Origin of the sequence: Flavobacterium sp. AG291 (assembly GCF_003350375.1) — a bacterium.
GTDB classification, from domain to species: Bacteria; Bacteroidota; Bacteroidia; order Flavobacteriales; family Flavobacteriaceae; genus Flavobacterium; species Flavobacterium suzhouense.
In genome coordinates, this window is the sequence record NZ_QQAR01000016.1 from 36,862 (window position 1) to 54,938 (window position 18,077).

Annotated in this window: 4 protein-coding genes; 1 reads left to right on the plus strand and 3 read right to left on the minus strand. The window is 40.7% G+C overall.

All coding sequences use genetic code 11. The features are described 5' to 3' along the window. Positions 1 to 13 precede the first annotated feature (13 nt). A complete protein-coding gene (locus tag DEU42_RS15345) occupies positions 14 to 1,291 on the minus strand; it encodes an acetyl-CoA C-acetyltransferase (protein WP_114759209.1) in 1,278 nt (425 codons plus the stop codon). Between the two features lie 129 nt (positions 1,292 to 1,420). Between DEU42_RS15345 and DEU42_RS15350 the strand changes: the two genes are divergently transcribed. Next, positions 1,421 to 1,750, plus strand: a complete 330-nt coding sequence (locus DEU42_RS15350) for a hypothetical protein (protein WP_114759210.1) — start codon at positions 1,421 to 1,423, stop codon at positions 1,748 to 1,750. Positions 1,751 to 1,805: 55 nt separating this feature from the next. Here the strand turns inward: DEU42_RS15350 and DEU42_RS15355 are convergent, their stop codons facing one another. Next, entirely contained in the window at positions 1,806 to 9,599 is a 7,794-nt protein-coding gene (locus DEU42_RS15355; protein ID WP_114759211.1) for a fibronectin type III domain-containing protein, read from the minus strand. A 401-nt stretch (positions 9,600 to 10,000) separates the two neighbouring features. Then, positions 10,001 to 17,818, minus strand: a complete 7,818-nt coding sequence (locus DEU42_RS15360; protein ID WP_114759212.1) for a choice-of-anchor L domain-containing protein — start codon at positions 17,816 to 17,818, stop codon at positions 10,001 to 10,003. Between the last annotated feature and the right edge of the window lie 259 nt (positions 17,819 to 18,077).

Consider the following 18,077-nt stretch of genomic DNA (forward strand, 5'->3'; position numbering starts at 1 on the left):
ATGATAGCCTTTTCTATTTTTCAAGTATTACCGTCATTCCCTGTCCTCCGGCTGCACATACCGAGACAAATCCGCGTCCGCTGCCTTTTTCATGAAGCAGTTTTGCCATGGTTGCAAGTACACGGCCTCCGGTTGCTGCAAACGGATGTCCTGTTGCCAGGCTGCTTCCGTTTACGTTAAGTTTTGCAGGGTCGATGCTACCAAGTGCCTCAACTCCAAATTCTTTAGATAATTCAGGACTTTCCCAAATTTTCAAAATAGCCAATACCTGTGCCGCAAAGGCTTCGTGTATTTCATAATAATCAAAATCCTGAAGCGTAATCTCTGCTTTTTTAAGCATTCGCGATGCTGAATATACAGGAGCCAATAGTAAATTGTGTTTGTTCTCAATATATTCTATAGCCGCCATTTCGGCATGAGTAATATATGCAAGTATAGGCAGGTTATTTTGTTTAGCCCATTCTTCACTGGCAATGAGCAGGCATGAAGCTCCATCTGTTAGAGGAGAAGAATTTCCTGCTGTCAGTGAACCATTTTCTTTATCAAAAGCAGGTCTTAGCCTTGCCAGTTTTTCCATAGTGGTATCACGGCGCATATTATTGTCTTGTTCGAGTCCCATGTATGGAGAAAGCATATCTTTAAAAAATCCCCTGTCAGTAGCAGCTGCCATTTTAAGGTGGCTTTGCAGCGCATAAGCATCCTGTTCTTCGCGTGATATTTTATAGTACTTAGCTGTATATTCGGTATGTCCGCCCATAGATAATCCTGTTCCGGGCTCAAGGTTTTGAGGGGCTACAGGCGTAAAATCGCTAAAGCGTATTCCGGCAAGATGCTTAAGTCTTTCCAGGGTTCCTTTACTGCGACGGGCTGCTAAGAATATCTTTCGGATATGTTCGTTAAATTCTAAAGGAACATTACTTGTAGAATCAACTCCTCCGGCAATACCACATTCAATTTGGCCCATTGCAATTTTATTAGCGATATAAACAGCCGATTCGATTCCTGTATTACAAGCCTGCTGAATATCGCAAGCAGGGGTTTTTGGGTCGAGAGAGGTATGTAATACACATTCCCTCATTAGGTTTATTTCCCAACTATGTTTAATAACAGCTCCACCCGCAACCTCGCCCAATTCTTTTACATGGAGTTTATAGCGGTCAATAAGGCCATTGAGTGCAGCGGTCATCATGTCTCTGTTGTTGGCTTGGGTGTATGCGGTATTGTTTCGGGCAAAAGGGATACGGTTGTATCCCACAATGGCTGCCCTACGAAGAGGAGTATTTGTTGGCATAGCTAATGATTTATTACTACTAAGTTACTTAAATTCTGTCAGAGTCACTTAAAGTAATACAATCTTAATGTTAGAGTAATCACTTATTCTCTTTCAATTATAAGATTTGCACTACCAATAAAACACACTATGGGATTATTTGACAAACAGTTTCAAAAGCTAAAAAAAGAATTCAGTAAAAAAAATACACGCTATTATCGTGAGGGGGTAAAAGAACTGGAAGAACTATATGAAGAATTAAAAGGGGCATATGAAGCCTTAGATATGATAGCGTTAGAGTTTTCGGCATTTAAAGATTTAGTTGCCAGCAGTCTTACCGAAGAAGATAATTCAAAAATGGAATATTTCAATCAACATTTTAAAAAGCTGGACAAGGTTTCAAGAGATGCAGTTCGTGACGTGAGAGACCTTTTAAGAAATCAAAAGAAAAGGCTGAGAGAAGCGATTAACGAAGAGTAAAATGAAACAGCCCCGCATCTGCGGGGCTGTTCTTTTTATAAGGTGTTTTTAGGTATTATTCCTGTCTGTTAATGTAAATCCATCCGGTGTCAGTGCCTCCGGCTGTACGCTCAATAACATAATAGTAAGTACCTGTAGGCAATTCATCACCTTTATTGGTTTGTCCTACCCACTCGTTTTTGTAGTTATCTTTGGTATATACTTCCTGACCGTAACGGTTAAAGATAGCTAACCTCTTAACCCCAATGAACTCAAGGTCAAAGTAATCATTCAATCCATCATTGTTAGGTGAAATACCTTTCTGGATGCTACATCCAATACCATCTACTGTAAACATTTTTGTGGTTTCGCAACCATTTATGGTAACAGTTAAGAACAGATCCATTGGGAATGTATCGTTCTCAGGAGTGCTGTTGGCATATTCAGATACATTGATGATGTTCGAATCTGTACCTATGGTATTACCCGAAGCATTAGACCATCTGAATGAAATGGCAGCATCTTCGTTGCTAAAGTCTCCGTTAGCAGGAGAAGCAGTTATCACATAGTTTGTTCCTTCACACTGTCCGTTGAAGCTGAATTCATACTGGCTTACGATAGTGAAAGTAAATGTTGACGAACCATCATGAACACAGTTTGCAGCATCACCTATAATTGTATAGGTTACTGTGTGTATACCCGCACTACTTGCAGCAACGTCTACCACACCTGTTGTACCGTCAATTACAAGTCCGGGAGTACCGCTAAATGTACCGCCTGTTGTAAAGTTAGGATAAAGGTTTGGTGAAGCATCGGCAGCATCAAAACAGAAAATGTCGTTATAATCAAAAGCAGTTACCGGAGTAAACACCTGAGTGATGGTTATGCTCGCAGTACCTGTACCTGCTGCAACACAGTTTGGTACGTTTTGACCTATTGCATAAGTAACAGTATGTTCTCCAGATGTACTTGCAGCAATATTAATTTCACCTGTTACAGGGTCAACTACAAGTCCGTTATCACCTGTAAATGTACCACCTGTTGTAAAGTTGGTATCCAGAACAGGCAGTTGATTAGCCGAGTCAGAACATACAGGAGTCGTATAAGAGAAACCTGTTATCGCATCTGCTAAAGGAGTTATAGTAATTATTGTACTTGAAGTGTTTCCAGAGTTACATACAGAAGAATCAGGATTTACAGTATAGCTAACTGTATACGTTCCGGCTACACTAAGATCAAGCATTATTTCTCCTGTTGCAGGATTTAATATAAGTCCCGGTTGAGATGAATAATAACCTCCCGGTGTTTGTCCAGTAGCAGGAACAGCAACCGGATTAATATCTTCCTGACAGATGCTTGTTACAGCATAGGTAAAGTCAGTAACAGGAACGATTGAAGGATTCACTGTTACTACAATCTCGGTTCTTGCGCTTTCACAAGAGTAAGCAGAAACCTGGCTTACATAATAACTTGTAACTCCTGCAGTAGCAGTAGAAGGCGTTGGAGCAACTGTAGATGCAGTTCCACCTGTAGCCTGAGTATACCAGTTAAGGGTATTTCCTGTAAGTGCTGTCGCAGTAAGCGGAGCAGCAGTAGCATTTTGACAATACTCAAGAGCAGGCATAGCAGCCGGAGCAGCCGGTATTGGGTGAACATTAACCGTTATTGCAGCTCTTGGGCTTTCACACTGATCAGTTGCTTTTTGAGATACATAATATGTAACACTAGTTTCAGCATTTGTATCAGGGGTAGGTGCAGTAGTATCTGCAGTACCACCAGTTGCTGTAGTATACCAGTTAAGTATGTTGCCTGTTAGAGCAGTAGCTGTTAGTTGAGCAGGTGTTTCACCTACGCAGTAGTCAATTGTTGATACAACAACAGGCTCGGGTACGCTACCATTGTCGTAAGTAACTTTAATAGCACTACTACAGTATGCAGTTGTCCAGTTGAACCAATATTCGCCATTTGCAGCAAATCCGGTTATGGTTGTTGTATTACTGCTAGGATCTGCAATTTCTGTTGGTGAAGGGTTAGTAGGGTATGCACTCCACTCACCTGTTCCTGAACCCACAACAGTAACTACGTTGTCTATACATGTTGCCTGTGATGGCGTTACAGAAACTACACTGTTGTCAGCAGTAAACCTAATGCCGTCAAGGAAGTTACCGGTACTTAGAGCAGTAGGTCCGGTAGCAGAAGTTGAAATTGCAATGAACATAAATCGTGTTACGGTTTGTCCTGCAGGTACAGTATATGTTCCGGTATAAGTAACCCAGTTGTCTTTACCTGTTGAAGCTACAGTAACTGTTGATAGTGTTCCTCCAGGAGTACCGGCTCTTAATTCTAAAACATCAGGACCTCCGGCAGATCTTCCTTTGTGGCCAAATGAGTAAGTAAATACAGTACCGGCAGGGCTATCATAATCCTGATAAAGTCCTGAAGGTTCATAAGCATTTAGTTCTATAAACTGGTTTCCTTCATAACCAGGGTGTGACTCCATGTTTGGAACCGGCCAAAACTCCATTCTGTTATCAGATGCAGTTGTTCTCCATCCCTGTACAGTATTTTGGTAAACGTCCGTAGCAGGGTATATTCCGGTAACAAGCGGGAATTCAAAACTTGGATTAATTGTTGTGATAAGACAATCCTGCGGATTACCTTCAGATGGTGGCTCCGGAGTATTAACACAAATTTTAAATACAGTATTTAAGTTTGCGGTAGTTGCATTTAGATAACATCTTACTTTGTAAGTTGCTCCCACCACAAGGTTACGAGCCATCATTACATTCGTGGTAGCACACTGTAATTGTAACAGCGATCCACATGTTTCACCCTGATATAACTCTATAACTACGGCTTGAGAAGCGGTACTGTTAATTGCAAAATTATCAAGTACAATGTTAGCACGATCTGAAGTAGCTACAAATTCATACCATATATCGGCAGCATTCGATCCACCACAAGTAAAAGGTTGTGGAGAAGGAGTAGCGCCAGTATACATAGCAGTTGAAGATGACTGGCATTCTTGTCCGTAAGGGTTTTGTAAAAGGGTATAAGCACCTGTACATTCGTCATTACCAATTGCGGTTTGGAATGCAAACGGACCTGCCCATTTACTCTTGTCAGATGAACTACAAACAGCTCTTACATAATATACATAATTAGATGATGGCTGAATAGCCGGATCTGAATATGTGAAAGGATTAGAACCTGCACTTACTCCAGGAGTTGATGCTGTAGGAGTTTGAGAGCCTGGCGTAGTAACATATACTTCCCAAGCTGTTGCGGTACCTGCTTCAGTCCAGTTAAATGTAGCTCCTGTCTGTGTTGAAGCTGTTGCTCCAAGGGCAGTAGGCTTAGGACATGTAATAAGCGTTAAATTGATATTATCAATAGCTCCCGCCGGCTGGTCTCCCGTGAAGGTGTTGTTTGTCCATTCGAATATAATACGCATGTTAGTACCTGCATATCCTGTAGTATTCAGAATGTAACTCTGGTTAGTCCAGTTGGCGTTATTTGATACGGTACCTAACAGTTGGCGGTCAGTTCCGCTGGCAGTAATTGTTGTACCCGGTGTGGGAACAAAAGTATTTATCACACGCCACACCTTAATATAATCTACCGATGCTTGCCCTACTGATTTCCAGTCAAAACTAAGGTCTACAGCTGTTGTGCCTGTAGGAATAATGAAATCTTTATAAGCATGAACCGTCGAGCCGGCTGTAACTGTATACGTATTAGTAACACCACCATTATCACTTATGTAAAGTGAATTTGAAGGGCTGTTATAAGTAGCATCGCCAACAACCCATCTGTTTGTTTGCGTTCCATTTTTAATCACCCATCCATGAGATGTACCATCAAAGTTTTCGTCATAGTTAAGGCTTACAGGTTCTAATACAGTATTAAACTCATAAGGACCTAACCATAAACTCTTACCGCCTGATCCACAATCATTTCTTACCCAGAAGTAATAAGTAGTTGAAGGCGGAAGACCTGATAAGGTTACAGCAGCGGTAGGAGATGTTCCTAATGCTGTGGTTGATTCACCTGGAGGTGTTGGCTCCTGAGAATAGTAATACTCATAAGTAGGAGAGACTGTTGTTGGTGGTGTCCAGGTAAATGTAACTCCTCCTGAGTTGTTTACAGGCATTTGTAAATTAGAAGATGCCGGACAAGTAACCACTTTAAGGTTAATGTTATCTATAGCAGCAGGTGGTTGCTGACCTCCTGAAGCACTATTTCTCCATTCAAAAACCAAACGCATTGTTTGTCCCTGAAGCGCTGTTGCAGGGATAAGAATGTTGGATGTTTGCCATATAGAGTTCAACTGGAAGTTACCTCCAACCTGTACACGCCCTGTTCCCGCAACTATAGCAGTACCGGCAGCCGGTATGTAACTTGTAGGTACCAACCATATCTTGAAATAATCAATGTTAGATTCTCCCATACCTCTCCAGTCAAAAGTAAGCACTAGTTCCTCAGCAGGATTAGGTATAGTAATGTCTCTGTAGGCATGTACTAGTGTTGTTGCACTAAGGTTGTAATTATTAGTAGTACCATTAGTATCTGATATGTATAGTGAGTTAGGTGTACTGCTGCTAGCAGCGGTTCCAACTACCCATTTATTAGTTTGGGTCCCGTTTATCAAATCCCAGTTATGCGCTCCCATATCAAAATTCTGGCTGTAATCCATAGTCGCAGGAATTTGTGGTGTAAGGAAGCTTACAGGACCTATCCAGTAACTTTTTGAAGTTGAACAATCTGTTCTTACCCATATATAATGAGTAGTAGATGCCGGAAGGTTAGGAATAGACACCGTAGGTGCAGTAGTAGCTCCTGAAACAGTAGAGCTAGAAGTTGGAGGTGTCGGGTTAGTAGATAGATAGTATTCATAACCAGATGCCCCTAATGCAGGAGGTGTCCAGGTAAATGAAGCATCTGCAGCAGTTAGGTTAGACATGGCAAGAGCTGATGGCTGAGGACATTGTATAACTTTAAAGTTAATATTGTCAATTGCTGCCGGAGGCTGATTTCCTCCCGTTCCATCATTTCTCCACTCAAATATCAGTCTTCTTGTAGATCCGCCAAGGTTTAATGTTCCGGCCTGAATGATATTAGAAAGGGTAGTCCATGAGCTATTCAATGATAGTGAGGTGCCAATCTGTGTAGCATTAGCTGTTGTGATTTGGGTACCTGGTGTTGGATTGAATGTAGTTGGAGCGATCCATACTTTTATCCAGTCCAATGTTGCGGCTTCTGCAACGCTTTTCCAGTCATAAGTAAGTTCTATCTGGTCTACTCCGGCAGGAATAGTGATATCTCTGTAGGCATGTACAACAGATGCTGCACTTGTATTGTATGAATTTGTTGTACCGTTATCCTGAGAGATATATAACGAGTTTGCAGGGCTATTGCTTGTAGCAGGACCTACCACCCATTTATTGGTTTGGGTTCCGTTACTTAAAGCCCATCCGTGCGAGGCACCATCAAAATTCTGAGCATAATCCATAGTAGCAGGTATCTGCGGAGCTATAAATGATAATGGTCCTGCCCATGTACTTGTGTCTCCTGTACCACAATTTGCCCTTACCCAGAAATAATAAGTTGTAGAAGGCTGTAATGTTACATTTGTAGCAGTTGTAGTTGCAGAAGTACCTGTTTCAGGCGTAGTAGCCACAGGTGTGGTAGCTGAAGTACTTAAATAATACTGGTATCCTTGTGCCGGTACAGATGTAGGCGCTGTCCAGCTAATATTTACAGAACTGTTTGTAAGTGTTCCGGCAAGAACCTGAGGTGCTGAAGGAGCAGGACATGTAATTACTGTAAAGTTGATGTTATCAATAGCCGCTGGTGGTTGTGCGCCTGTAGCAGTAGTGTTTCTCCATTCTAATACCAGTCTCCTGGTTTGTCCCTGAATTGCTGAAACATCAACCACACCGTTAAATGTGCTCCAGTTTGCATTATTATATAGGTCGTTACCAATTTTAATATTGGTTGCCGATCCTACAAGCTGAGTTCCCGGGACAGGAGTAACAGTTACAGGTAGCAGGTAAGCTCTTATGTAGTCATTTGCTGCTGTTTCACCAATACTTCTCCAATCAAAAGCAAGATTAAGGCTGGTTACTCCATTAGGGATTATTACATCTCTGTAGGCATGTACTACAGAAGCAGATGTAATAGTATAAGTATTGCTTGCACCATTGTCATTACTGATGTAAAGTGATTGCGATCCACCATTGTTAACTGCACTTCCAACAACCCATTTGTTTACCTGAGTTCCGTTGTTTATTGTCCAGTTATAAGGTGTGGTTTCCCAATTTTGAGTATAAGGTATGGTAGCAGGAATTTGCGTTGTACTAAACGCAAAAGGTCCACTCCAAATACTAAATGTACCGTCGCCACAGTTTGATCTTACATAATACTCATAAGCTGTTGAAGGCTGTAATGTGGTACCATCAGTCATTGAAGTCGCTGTGATGGTATTCGAAGTTACGTTTATTCCTGCTCCTGTTGGTAGTCCTGTCCCCGCCGGCTGAACAGCAAGCTGCCATGAGGTAGCAGTACCTGCCGCCCATGTAAGGTCTCCACTTGTAGGAGTTGGGTTAGAAGCTGCAAGTCCGGTTGGTGCAGCACAATATACCTGTTGTATTGATAAAGTATATGGAGTTGTTTGCGCTGCTGTACTGGTAGATATAACAATATAAATACTGTTTCCGGCAGTTACCGGTAAAGCAGCAATGTTTACATTTCCAATGCCTCCACCTATACAAGCTACATTAATGTCTGAACAGTTGTCATATACGAACATAGCCGCTCCGGTTCCGGAGTTAGTCATGCTTATATTCAGGTTACCTGTTACAGTAGGGGTATAAGTGTATACTACATCATTACCCGAAAGATAGGTGCCTGTTGTACCACAGGTTGTACCCGGAGCTCCTTCATATACATCACTAAAGTTAGATGTATTGTTGGTAGTTGAATATGGTATTGTAGGGACAACTAAAGGATAATTACAACTTTCGCCAAGTGTTCCTGTTTTAAAGAAATAAGGCCCTAACCACGCACTTTGTCCGGTATCAGGGCATATTGCTTTTACAAAAGCCTTGTAGTTTGTACTGGCCGTAAGGCCGCCTTTTGTATACGGTGGCTGTCCTGCATAGGTTTCACCTACACCGGTAGATGGAAGATTAGCATCTAACACTTCGATTTCCCAAGATGTGGCTCCTCCGTTATTTACCCAGTTAAATGTAGCTGAGTTAAGACCAACACTTGTAGCGCTTAACGTAGTAGGATCGGCACATTGCGCTGTTACTCTTACGTCGTCAATAAGCCAACGGTCACAGTTGTCTCCTTCCATTACAAATGCAATGTGTGCATTTCCTGAAATTGCCGGCAGTGTAATTACTTTTTCATAGTAAGTTGTTTGCAGCGGATTAATTGTTGTTTCTGTCCAGGTTTGCAAATCGGTATAAGCTGCAAGATTTGTTGGATCTGAATCTGTGGAGATTTTTACTTTGTATACACCTCCCTGGTCACCGGCAAGTGTAAGCCTCGAGAAAAATCTAAGCTGTGCGTTAACCGGCATGTTAATGTAAGGAGTGATTAACCAGTCTTTCGGAATTGGCATTCCGGTGGCAACGTTTTCCCTGTCCAGATAGGCAGAGTAGTTACCGTTATTGGAGGGTTTTGTAGAACTGTTCGCTTCTCTAACCCATGTTACATTGGGTCCCAGTTCATTTACCACTGTCCATCCGGGTGGTGCGGCAGGTGTACCTGTCCAGGGATCTTCAAATCCCTCGTTGGGTAACTGTGCAAAACCACAAATTGACATTAGCAAAGCTAAAATCAAGAAAGTAATTTTTTTCATATCAATTAGTTAATATTAGGTTTAAGGCTCTAAAACTAACTAAAAAAGAAATGTCAGGATTTTATTTACAAAACAAAAAAGTGAATAATTAAGTTTACAAACAAAATCATTAAGGATTGTTATGTTTTTAACTTAATTTTATTTTATAATGTCGATGTATTCTTATATATTATGAGATTTTTTCTCTAAAACTCAATAATTAAGAAAAATTCTATAATTGTGTGAAGTTATGATTTTTTATAAAATGCGAGAAAAATTTTTGGTTTTATTTAACATTTTCCACATTTATTAAGAGTGGTTTTTAAGGCTTATGCCAATTGAAAAATATAACCTGCATTTAGTACTTATATAAAAAAAGAGCCGTTGTAAAACGGCTCTTTTAAATTAAAAATTTCTGGTTCTTATTGCTGTCTGTTAATATATATCCAGCCGGTATTGTTTTCGCCGGTAGCACGTTCAATAACATAAAAATAAGTTCCTGTAGGCAGTTCGTTTCCATTGTTGGTCTGGCCACCCCATTCTTTCTTATAATCGTTTTTACTGTATACTTCCTGACCGTAACGGTTAAAGATACTCAGCTTTTTCACGTTAAGCGCTGTAAGGTCAAATACATCATTCATACCATCCCCGTTTGGAGAGATACCTCTTTGTATTTCACAGCTTGTATCAGAAACAATGATTGAGTCTTCACCGGTGCAACCTTCGGCAGTTGTAACAGTCACAAAATACTCACCTGCTGATGGAGCAACAAACTCGCGGGCTGTAGATGTAAATCCATTAGGTCCTGTCCAAGAATATGAAGCTGTATCAATATTGAATGATCCGTCTGCGTCGGTAACTTCAATCATGTAATCGCCACCTTCACAGCCATCAATAATCAACAGGTCAATCTGCTCATTATTTTGAGTGATTTCCACACTTTCGCTGTGCGTGCAATTATTTACAGTTACCGTTAGTGTATAGATTCCAAATCCTGAAGCAACAATACTGCTACCACCATCTATAGCAGAACCATCAAGGGTCCATGCATAAGTAGCTTCACCCTCATTAAAGTTAGTTTCACTAACAGTTATAGTAATGTTAGAAGCTGCACAAGCTGCTTGTGGGGCACCCAGAGTGAATACAGGAGTAGGGGTGATGTTTACAGTAAATGCATTCTCATCTGTACAGTTGCCATTTTTAGCAAATACATATATAGTTTGTGTTGCAGATAATATCGTTCCGGCAGGGATAGGATTGCCCATACCACCTTGTTCTGCGTAGTATTCATTACCTGTAGTAAGCGCAGGTAGCTCATAGCTATCGCAAACATTTACATCAGCCGGAGCATCAGCAACCGGTGAAGTAGTTATAGTAACTTCAAAACTGATTTCTGCGGTACAGTTAGGTACAGTGCCTGTTTCGGCATATACATATATGGTTTGCGAAGCAGTAATAGTATCACCTTCATTTAGTAGTGTACCAGTACCTGTCGGTCCACCCGCTTCAGTGTAATAATTACCCATTGCAAGAGCAGGAAGAGTATAGCTGTCGCAAGCAGTAACATCATCTATGGCAGGAATAACAAGTGTATTGTTAATTGTTACCGTAAATGTGTTTTGAGCTGTACACTCAGGAGTAGTTCCGCTTGAAGCCACTATATTAAATGTTGTGGTTTCAGTAATAACAGTACCTGCAACAACAAGTGCATTAGTAGTTGCATTATAGTAATTGTTATTTGCACTAAGTACAGGAAGCTCGTAGCTGCCACAAGCAGTAACGTCAGCCGGAGCATCAGCAACCGGTGTAGGTATTACCGCTACATTAACTGTAGCAGTAGCAGTACATCCAGTTCTGTCAAGAACTACAGTATAGGCACCTGCCTCAGTAACTGTAATTGAAGCGGTAGTTTCGGCAAGCGGAGCTCCGTCTTTAGTCCAGGTATAAGTTACCGGGGTTGAATCAGTATCTGTAATTACAACCTCGATAGTTCCTGAAGTTCCTTCACAAATTGAGTAATCAGGCGTGATAGTATATACAGGAGTAAGATCCTGAACAATCAGGTCAAAAGGTTTAATGCCATAACAAGTTGTTGTTTTATATACCGTTCTGGTCCAAAGTGTCTGAAGGTTTTCAGTTGTATTGGCAAAAGCAGTATAGGTTGCAGAATCAATAGCATTTACTCCATTGTTGGCATCATCTTGAGTTAAGTGAATTGTAATGCTATAATCAGCAGGAGTTGTTAACGGTGCAAGCAGCGCATCTACATTTGAAGTCAGGTCAAAAGTACTCAAACCTGAAGCATCACATGCGGTAAGGTTTACAGGATTTCCTGTAAGTTCGTTAATAGATGTATAGTTTTCAATAACTACTTTACCTTCATAGGTACAAGATATATTATCCATGCTTACCTGAACACCATAGGTTCCCGGCTCAGTAACTATATAAGTAGACTCGGTCGCGTCTGGTATAACGATACCATCTTTAAACCAGGTATAATCATATTGATAGCCTGTCATTCCACTGTCAAGAGTATGTGTTTCGGTATCGCAAAGTGCAGTTCCGTTAGCAACCAATAAATCTCCACCAAGATCAAGGTCTCCAATATCAAAACTACCTCCGCCAAGGAATACGGCAGAAGCTCTGGCTCTGTCCCTGTAGTCTGCAATAACCAGTTTTATATGGTATATTTCTCCTGGAACAACATCTGCTTCAGCTTTCATAGGAATAGTTTGCCCATTAAAGTTAATTGCTGCGCCAAGAGGCTGCACAAAGTTATTCTGACCAAAATACTCTATGTTTTGAGAGCCGCAACTAGCATTATATTGACCATCTTTAATGTTTGTAACACTTACCGGAATATTTGTTCCCGGTATTACCGCAAGGTTTTTCTTGTTGCCGTTTGGTTCTGTCAATATAAAGGCAAATGAATCAGTAAAGTCACACTGATATGAACCATATTCAGTCGAAGCAAAAAGGAAATCGAAACTGAATTTATTTGTTAATGGTACAAAGTCAAATTCAAGAATTGATGCATCGTTAGTTCCTGCAGTCTGAGTAGGATCATTAGCAACAGTAATATTGTTTAGTTCTGCATCGCCAGGCCATGTCGTGCTTCCTGAAGCTATGTTTGTATTGTTTACAAACGGACCTTCTGCTAATAGTGCATTACCTGTAGACATAACCACTCCATAATTGAACGGGAAAGTAGCACCGTTAGCATCAAAATAAGCTATACTTGCCACACCATTTTGATCTGCCTGAGATTTAGATGTAATGTTGCTTACAAGCGCACATTCTGAATTTATGAGTACTTCACTAACAAGCTGCTCTATACTGTAAGTGTCAGTAATAACATCTATAGGACTGTTAGGAACTCTCACGCAGATATTGAACTGAGATGTCTGGTTAGGATCAGTAGTATTGCTGTATACCCTTATTTTGTAGGTGTTGCCTACAATAAGATTAGCCGCAGTACTTGCGTTTGCGTCGCTACAGTACAGTTGTGTTAATGAGCCGCACTGATCTCCCGAATATACCACGTGGTACAAATCTGAAGTAGTACCGGTAATGTAAGATAGCGAGATTAGGTGTGTAGTATGAGTCGCTGTAAATTCAAACCAAATATCATCATCATCATTTGTATTTCCACATGTGTTAGGTTCAGGAGATGCTGTAGCTCCATATACGTTAGCAACAGTACTTAAATTACAGTTTGCATCCTGGTTTACCTGTAGTATAGTAGCATTAGCACATTCATCATTAGGTGCCGGTGGTGGTGGGGTACTAACACAAAGCTGGAATTTAGAACTCTGGTTTGGAGTAGAAGTAGCACTCCATACTCTTATCTTATAAGTTTCGCCAACTGTAAGATTGGACGCAAGACTCTGGTTGATGTCGCTACAATAAAGTTGTGTAAGCGATCCACATGCGCTACCCTGGTAAACTGAATGGTAAAGATCATCTGTACCTGAGTTAACGTTTTTAAGGTCTATAATGTGGGCTGTGCTTGTTGCTACAAATTCAAACCATACATCATCGTCTGCTGTATTGCTGCAAGTGTTTGCCTGAGGTGAAGCTGTCGCAGAAGCGATAGTTCCATTTACGATATTGTCACAAACAGTTGTAGGGTTAGTAAGTACAACAATAGCATTAGCACATTCATCATTTACAGGTGCCGGTGGTGGTGTACCAACACAGACGCTGAATGTTGTGTTTTGTTTAATAGTTGCCGAATTAGCCACTTTTGTATAAACTCTTATGTAATATGTCTGACCAATAGTTAAGTTATTAGCAAAACTCTCATCTGCATCACTACAATATAAAGGCGTGGTAGCAGTACCTGCCGCAGCATGTAGTTCATGAAGCATATCGGTTGTAGATCCATTTATACCTGTAATCTTGATTTTGTGAGTAGTGTTTTGTGCTACAAACTTAAACCAAACGTCGTTTGAAGCAACTAATCCTGTTGCTGTACAAATAAGAGGTACAGAAGACTGTGAAGCCGAAATTACACTACCTGACAATGGATTTTCACAGTCATAATTAGGACTTACAGGAACCGTTAATGCACCTGCAAATTCATCATTTACCGGTGGAGCAGGCGGAGTGGTAAGACACAACTGGAATGTTGTTTTTTGCAGTGGTGTCGACGTAAATGTCCAGATTCTTAATTTATATGTCTGACCCACTACTAAATTAGTATGCGTAGTAGCATTTGCTGTTATTGTACCACAAGACGTAACTTGTGATAAAGCGGTACAGTTACCAGAGTATAGTGTATGGGTAAGCTGTGTTGAGTTGGTTATGTTACTAAAGTTTACATTTACAGAAGGGCTTGTAGCAACAAACTCATACCATATATCGTCATCCGGAGTTCCGGTACAAGTGGTAGTTATGCCTGTTGAAGCTGTTGCACCATAAACATTACCTGATGCAAAATTAGTACATGTTAAATCAGGACTAACTGTTATTGGTGTAGGTGTGCTACAATCATCATTAACAGGTCTTAATGTGAAATAGAATGGCCCTGCCCACTGGCTGTTTCCTACTGTGCTACCACACATGGTTCTTATGTAATATACATACTGTGTTCCGTAAGTAACAGCTCCCGGAGTAAGTGTATATTCGCTTATTCCTGCATAAGGAACTCCCGAAGTTGAAGCTGATGGAGGTGTGTGTCCCTCAGCCTCATAAAGAAGTATTTGCCAGTTCGATGCCGTACCTGTCTGATCCCAGTCTAAAGTCGCTGTTGTGTTAGTAACATTTTTTACCGCCAGGTTTATAGGCTTGTCACAAGTAACAACCTTTATATTAAGGTTGTCAAGAGCGGCTGCCGGAAGGCCAACGTTGTTAAAGTCGTTTCTCCATTCAAATACCAGTCTTCTGGTTGTTCCTGCATAAGCGGTTACCGGAGTGGCAAGATATTTTGTTGTCCATTCAGGTGAATTGTTAAGATCACCGCCTACTTTAATTCTGTCACCGGAGCCGGCTCCTGCTGCTATAATTTGTGTTCCTGGTGTTGGTGCAAAAGTAACCGGAACCATCCATACTCTCATGTAGTCTACAGGAAGAGATCCGGCTCCATTTTCACCCAGACATTTAAAATCAAATTCAATTGCAACTTCTGTTGCTCCTACAGGAATGTTAATATCTCTGTATGCATGAACAACACATGCCGGTGAACTGTTAGCATAACCATTAGTCAGGCCTTCATCATTTGTAATATATAATGATTTTGCAGCACTACTGCTTGTTGCCGAGCCTACCACCCATTTGTTTATCTGTGTTCCGTTTAGGAAAGAAAATTCATGGCTAGGTCCATCGAAGTTTTGTGTCAGGTCAAGATTCGCCGGTACCTGAGGTATAATTACTGATACAGGTCCTGTCCAGAAACTTTTTCCAGATGCACCACAGCTGCTTCTAACCCATACATAATAGGTTTGCGAAGATGAGAGCGATGGTATAGTAGCGCTAGTTGCAGGGGCTGATACGCTTCCTTGAGCCACAGTGGTTTCTGTAGGAGCAGTTGTGGTTGTTGAATAGTAATATTCATATTCTGATGGTGTAGTTCCTCCTGGTGCTACCCAGTTAAATGTAGCACTATTTGGTGTTGCCGAAGCAAGCGTAAGAGCTGTAGGCGAAGAACAACTGATAACTTTTACAGCAAGATTATCAATAGCTCCTGGTGTTTGTGTCCCTACAGCAGTGTTATTAGTCCATTCAAATACCAGTCTTCTGGTAGAGTTTGAAAGGGCGGCAGCTTCTACTACAAGGTTTTGTAGTGTCCAGTCCGGAGTAAGCTGTAAATTACCGCCAACCTGAATTCCACCGCTATTAGCAGTCGTTATCGCAGTACCGGCTGTAGGCACAAATGTTGTAGGTACAAGCCATGCTCTTACAAAGTCGGCATTACTTTGGCCATTTACTTTTAAATCAAAAGATACACTAAGCTGACCAACAGCTGGAGGGATTATCACGTCCCTGTATGCATGAACTATTGATGCAGAAGTTATGGTGTATACATTTGTTAAACCATTATCATTACTTATATATAAAGAGTTAGCAGGACTTTTAGCAGTAGCATTGCCTACATACCATTTATTAGCCTGATTTCCGTTTACAATAGAAAAGCCATGTGTAGTACCGTCAAAATTCTCAATATATGGTAAAGCAACAGGGACCTGAGTTGTAGAGAAAGCAAAAGGGCCCGACCAGATACTATAGGTGCCGTTATTACAGTTTGCCCTTACATAGTATTCGTAATTAGTAGCAGGACTAAAGCTTACACCTGCTGTTGTAGCAGTAATATTCAGGTTTGTATTTTGGGTTACATTTTGCCCGTTACCTGTAGGCAGTCCTAAACCTGCGTTTTGCACTACAATTTGCCATGCAGTAGCAGTACTGTTCCATGAAAGGTTTGCTGACGTTGACGTGTTTCCGTTAGCGGTAAGAGCTGTGGGTTCGTTACAGGCAACCTGCTGAACTGTTAATGTATAAGGTGTTGTTTGAGGAGTACCATTTGTACTTACTACAAAATAATATGTAGTATTAGCAGTTACTGCAAAAGAAGGTATGATTGCAGAAGCAGAAGCAGATGCAACTGCTCCGGCAAGACAGCTGGTTCCTATAGATGAACATGAATTGTAAACAAAAAGACCTGCAGCACCTCCTGTATTAGAGAGTGTGATGTTGATATTTCCGTTTGTAGTAGCAGTATATGCGTATATTACTTCATTACCATTAAGGTAGTTTCCGGTACCTACACAACTTGTGCCTGGTGTTCCGTCTACATGGTCGCCAAAGTTAGCTGTGTTATTTGTAGTGCTGTAAGGTAATACGGTAGGTATAACTATTGGGTCAGAACAGTATTCACCCAAAGCATTAGTTGAGTACGGGAATGGACCTATCCAGTCACTTTTTACTCCGCCTGTACAAACAGATCGTACATAGAATTTGTAATCAGTATTTTCTGTTAGCCCACCTTGTGTATATGGAAGTGTTCCTGAATAACTTACACCTGTGCCTGTTGGTATACCTAAAGCCGGTAAGTTCTCAATTTCCCATGATAGAGTACCGGCATTACCAGACCAATTTAGTACCGCACTATTGGTGGTAATGTTTGCCACACTAAGATTAGAAGGAGGATCGCATGGAGTAACAACTTCTACATTGTCAATGAGCCATCTGTCCATATTGTCACCTTCCATTATAAATGCTATACGGATTTGCTGACCTATGTAGGCAGCAGGAAGAGCAAATGATTTTTGATTGTAAACGGTTTGTGTAGGGTTAAGTACAAATTCCGACATAGGGGCTACAAGATCTACCCATGGAAGGTTTTGTACGGGTACTGATGAATCAGTAACAATCGCTATCTTAATTTTGTAAATACTTCCCTGATCTCCAAGAACTGTAAGTCGTGAAGAGAAGTTTAATTTAGCATTTAAGGGACCGTTAAACTGTGGTGTAATTAACCAGTTTGTGGGTATAGGTGCTCCCGGTGATACATTTTCTCTTTGCAGGTATGCTGCATAAGATCCTGTTTCAGCAGGGGTGTTAGTATCACCTAAAACGGTTTGTTTCCAGGTGATGTTTCCTATCTGATTGTATACAACCCAACCTCCCTGGGGAGCTGCCGGGGTACCTGTCCATGGAGATTCAAATCCTTCCATAGCAAGCTGCCCATAAGTACAAAAAGACAGTAATGATACTATGATCATCAATGTAAATTTCCTCATAATTATAACGTTAGCTTAATTTGAGGGCAAAGTTATCTAAAGATTAAATAGGAGGTTAATTAAAATTGAACTTTTCTGTCTTTTTTCTTTAACACTTTTGAGTTATTTGTTATATAATTATTGTTTTATAGATTAATTGTTATTTTTAACTTTTTTAAAAGTAGGAATTATTTATATATTAAATAGCTGATAATGTATAAAAATAAAGGGCTGCCTAATAGGCAGCCCTTTGTAATGTATATAACTTATTTGTGTTTAA

What these genes read in the sequence shown, in the direction of transcription:
- DEU42_RS15345 (WP_114759209.1), bottom strand. Translation starts at nt 1,291, where the DNA reads ATGCCAACAAATACTCCTCTTCGTAGGGCAGCCATTGTGGGATACAAC.
- DEU42_RS15355 (WP_114759211.1), bottom strand. Translation starts at nt 9,599, where the DNA reads ATGAAAAAAATTACTTTCTTGATTTTAGCTTTGCTAATGTCAATTTGT.
- DEU42_RS15360 (WP_114759212.1), bottom strand. Translation starts at nt 17,818, where the DNA reads ATGAGGAAATTTACATTGATGATCATAGTATCATTACTGTCTTTTTGT.
- DEU42_RS15350 (WP_114759210.1), top strand. Translation starts at nt 1,421, where the DNA reads ATGGGATTATTTGACAAACAGTTTCAAAAGCTAAAAAAAGAATTCAGT.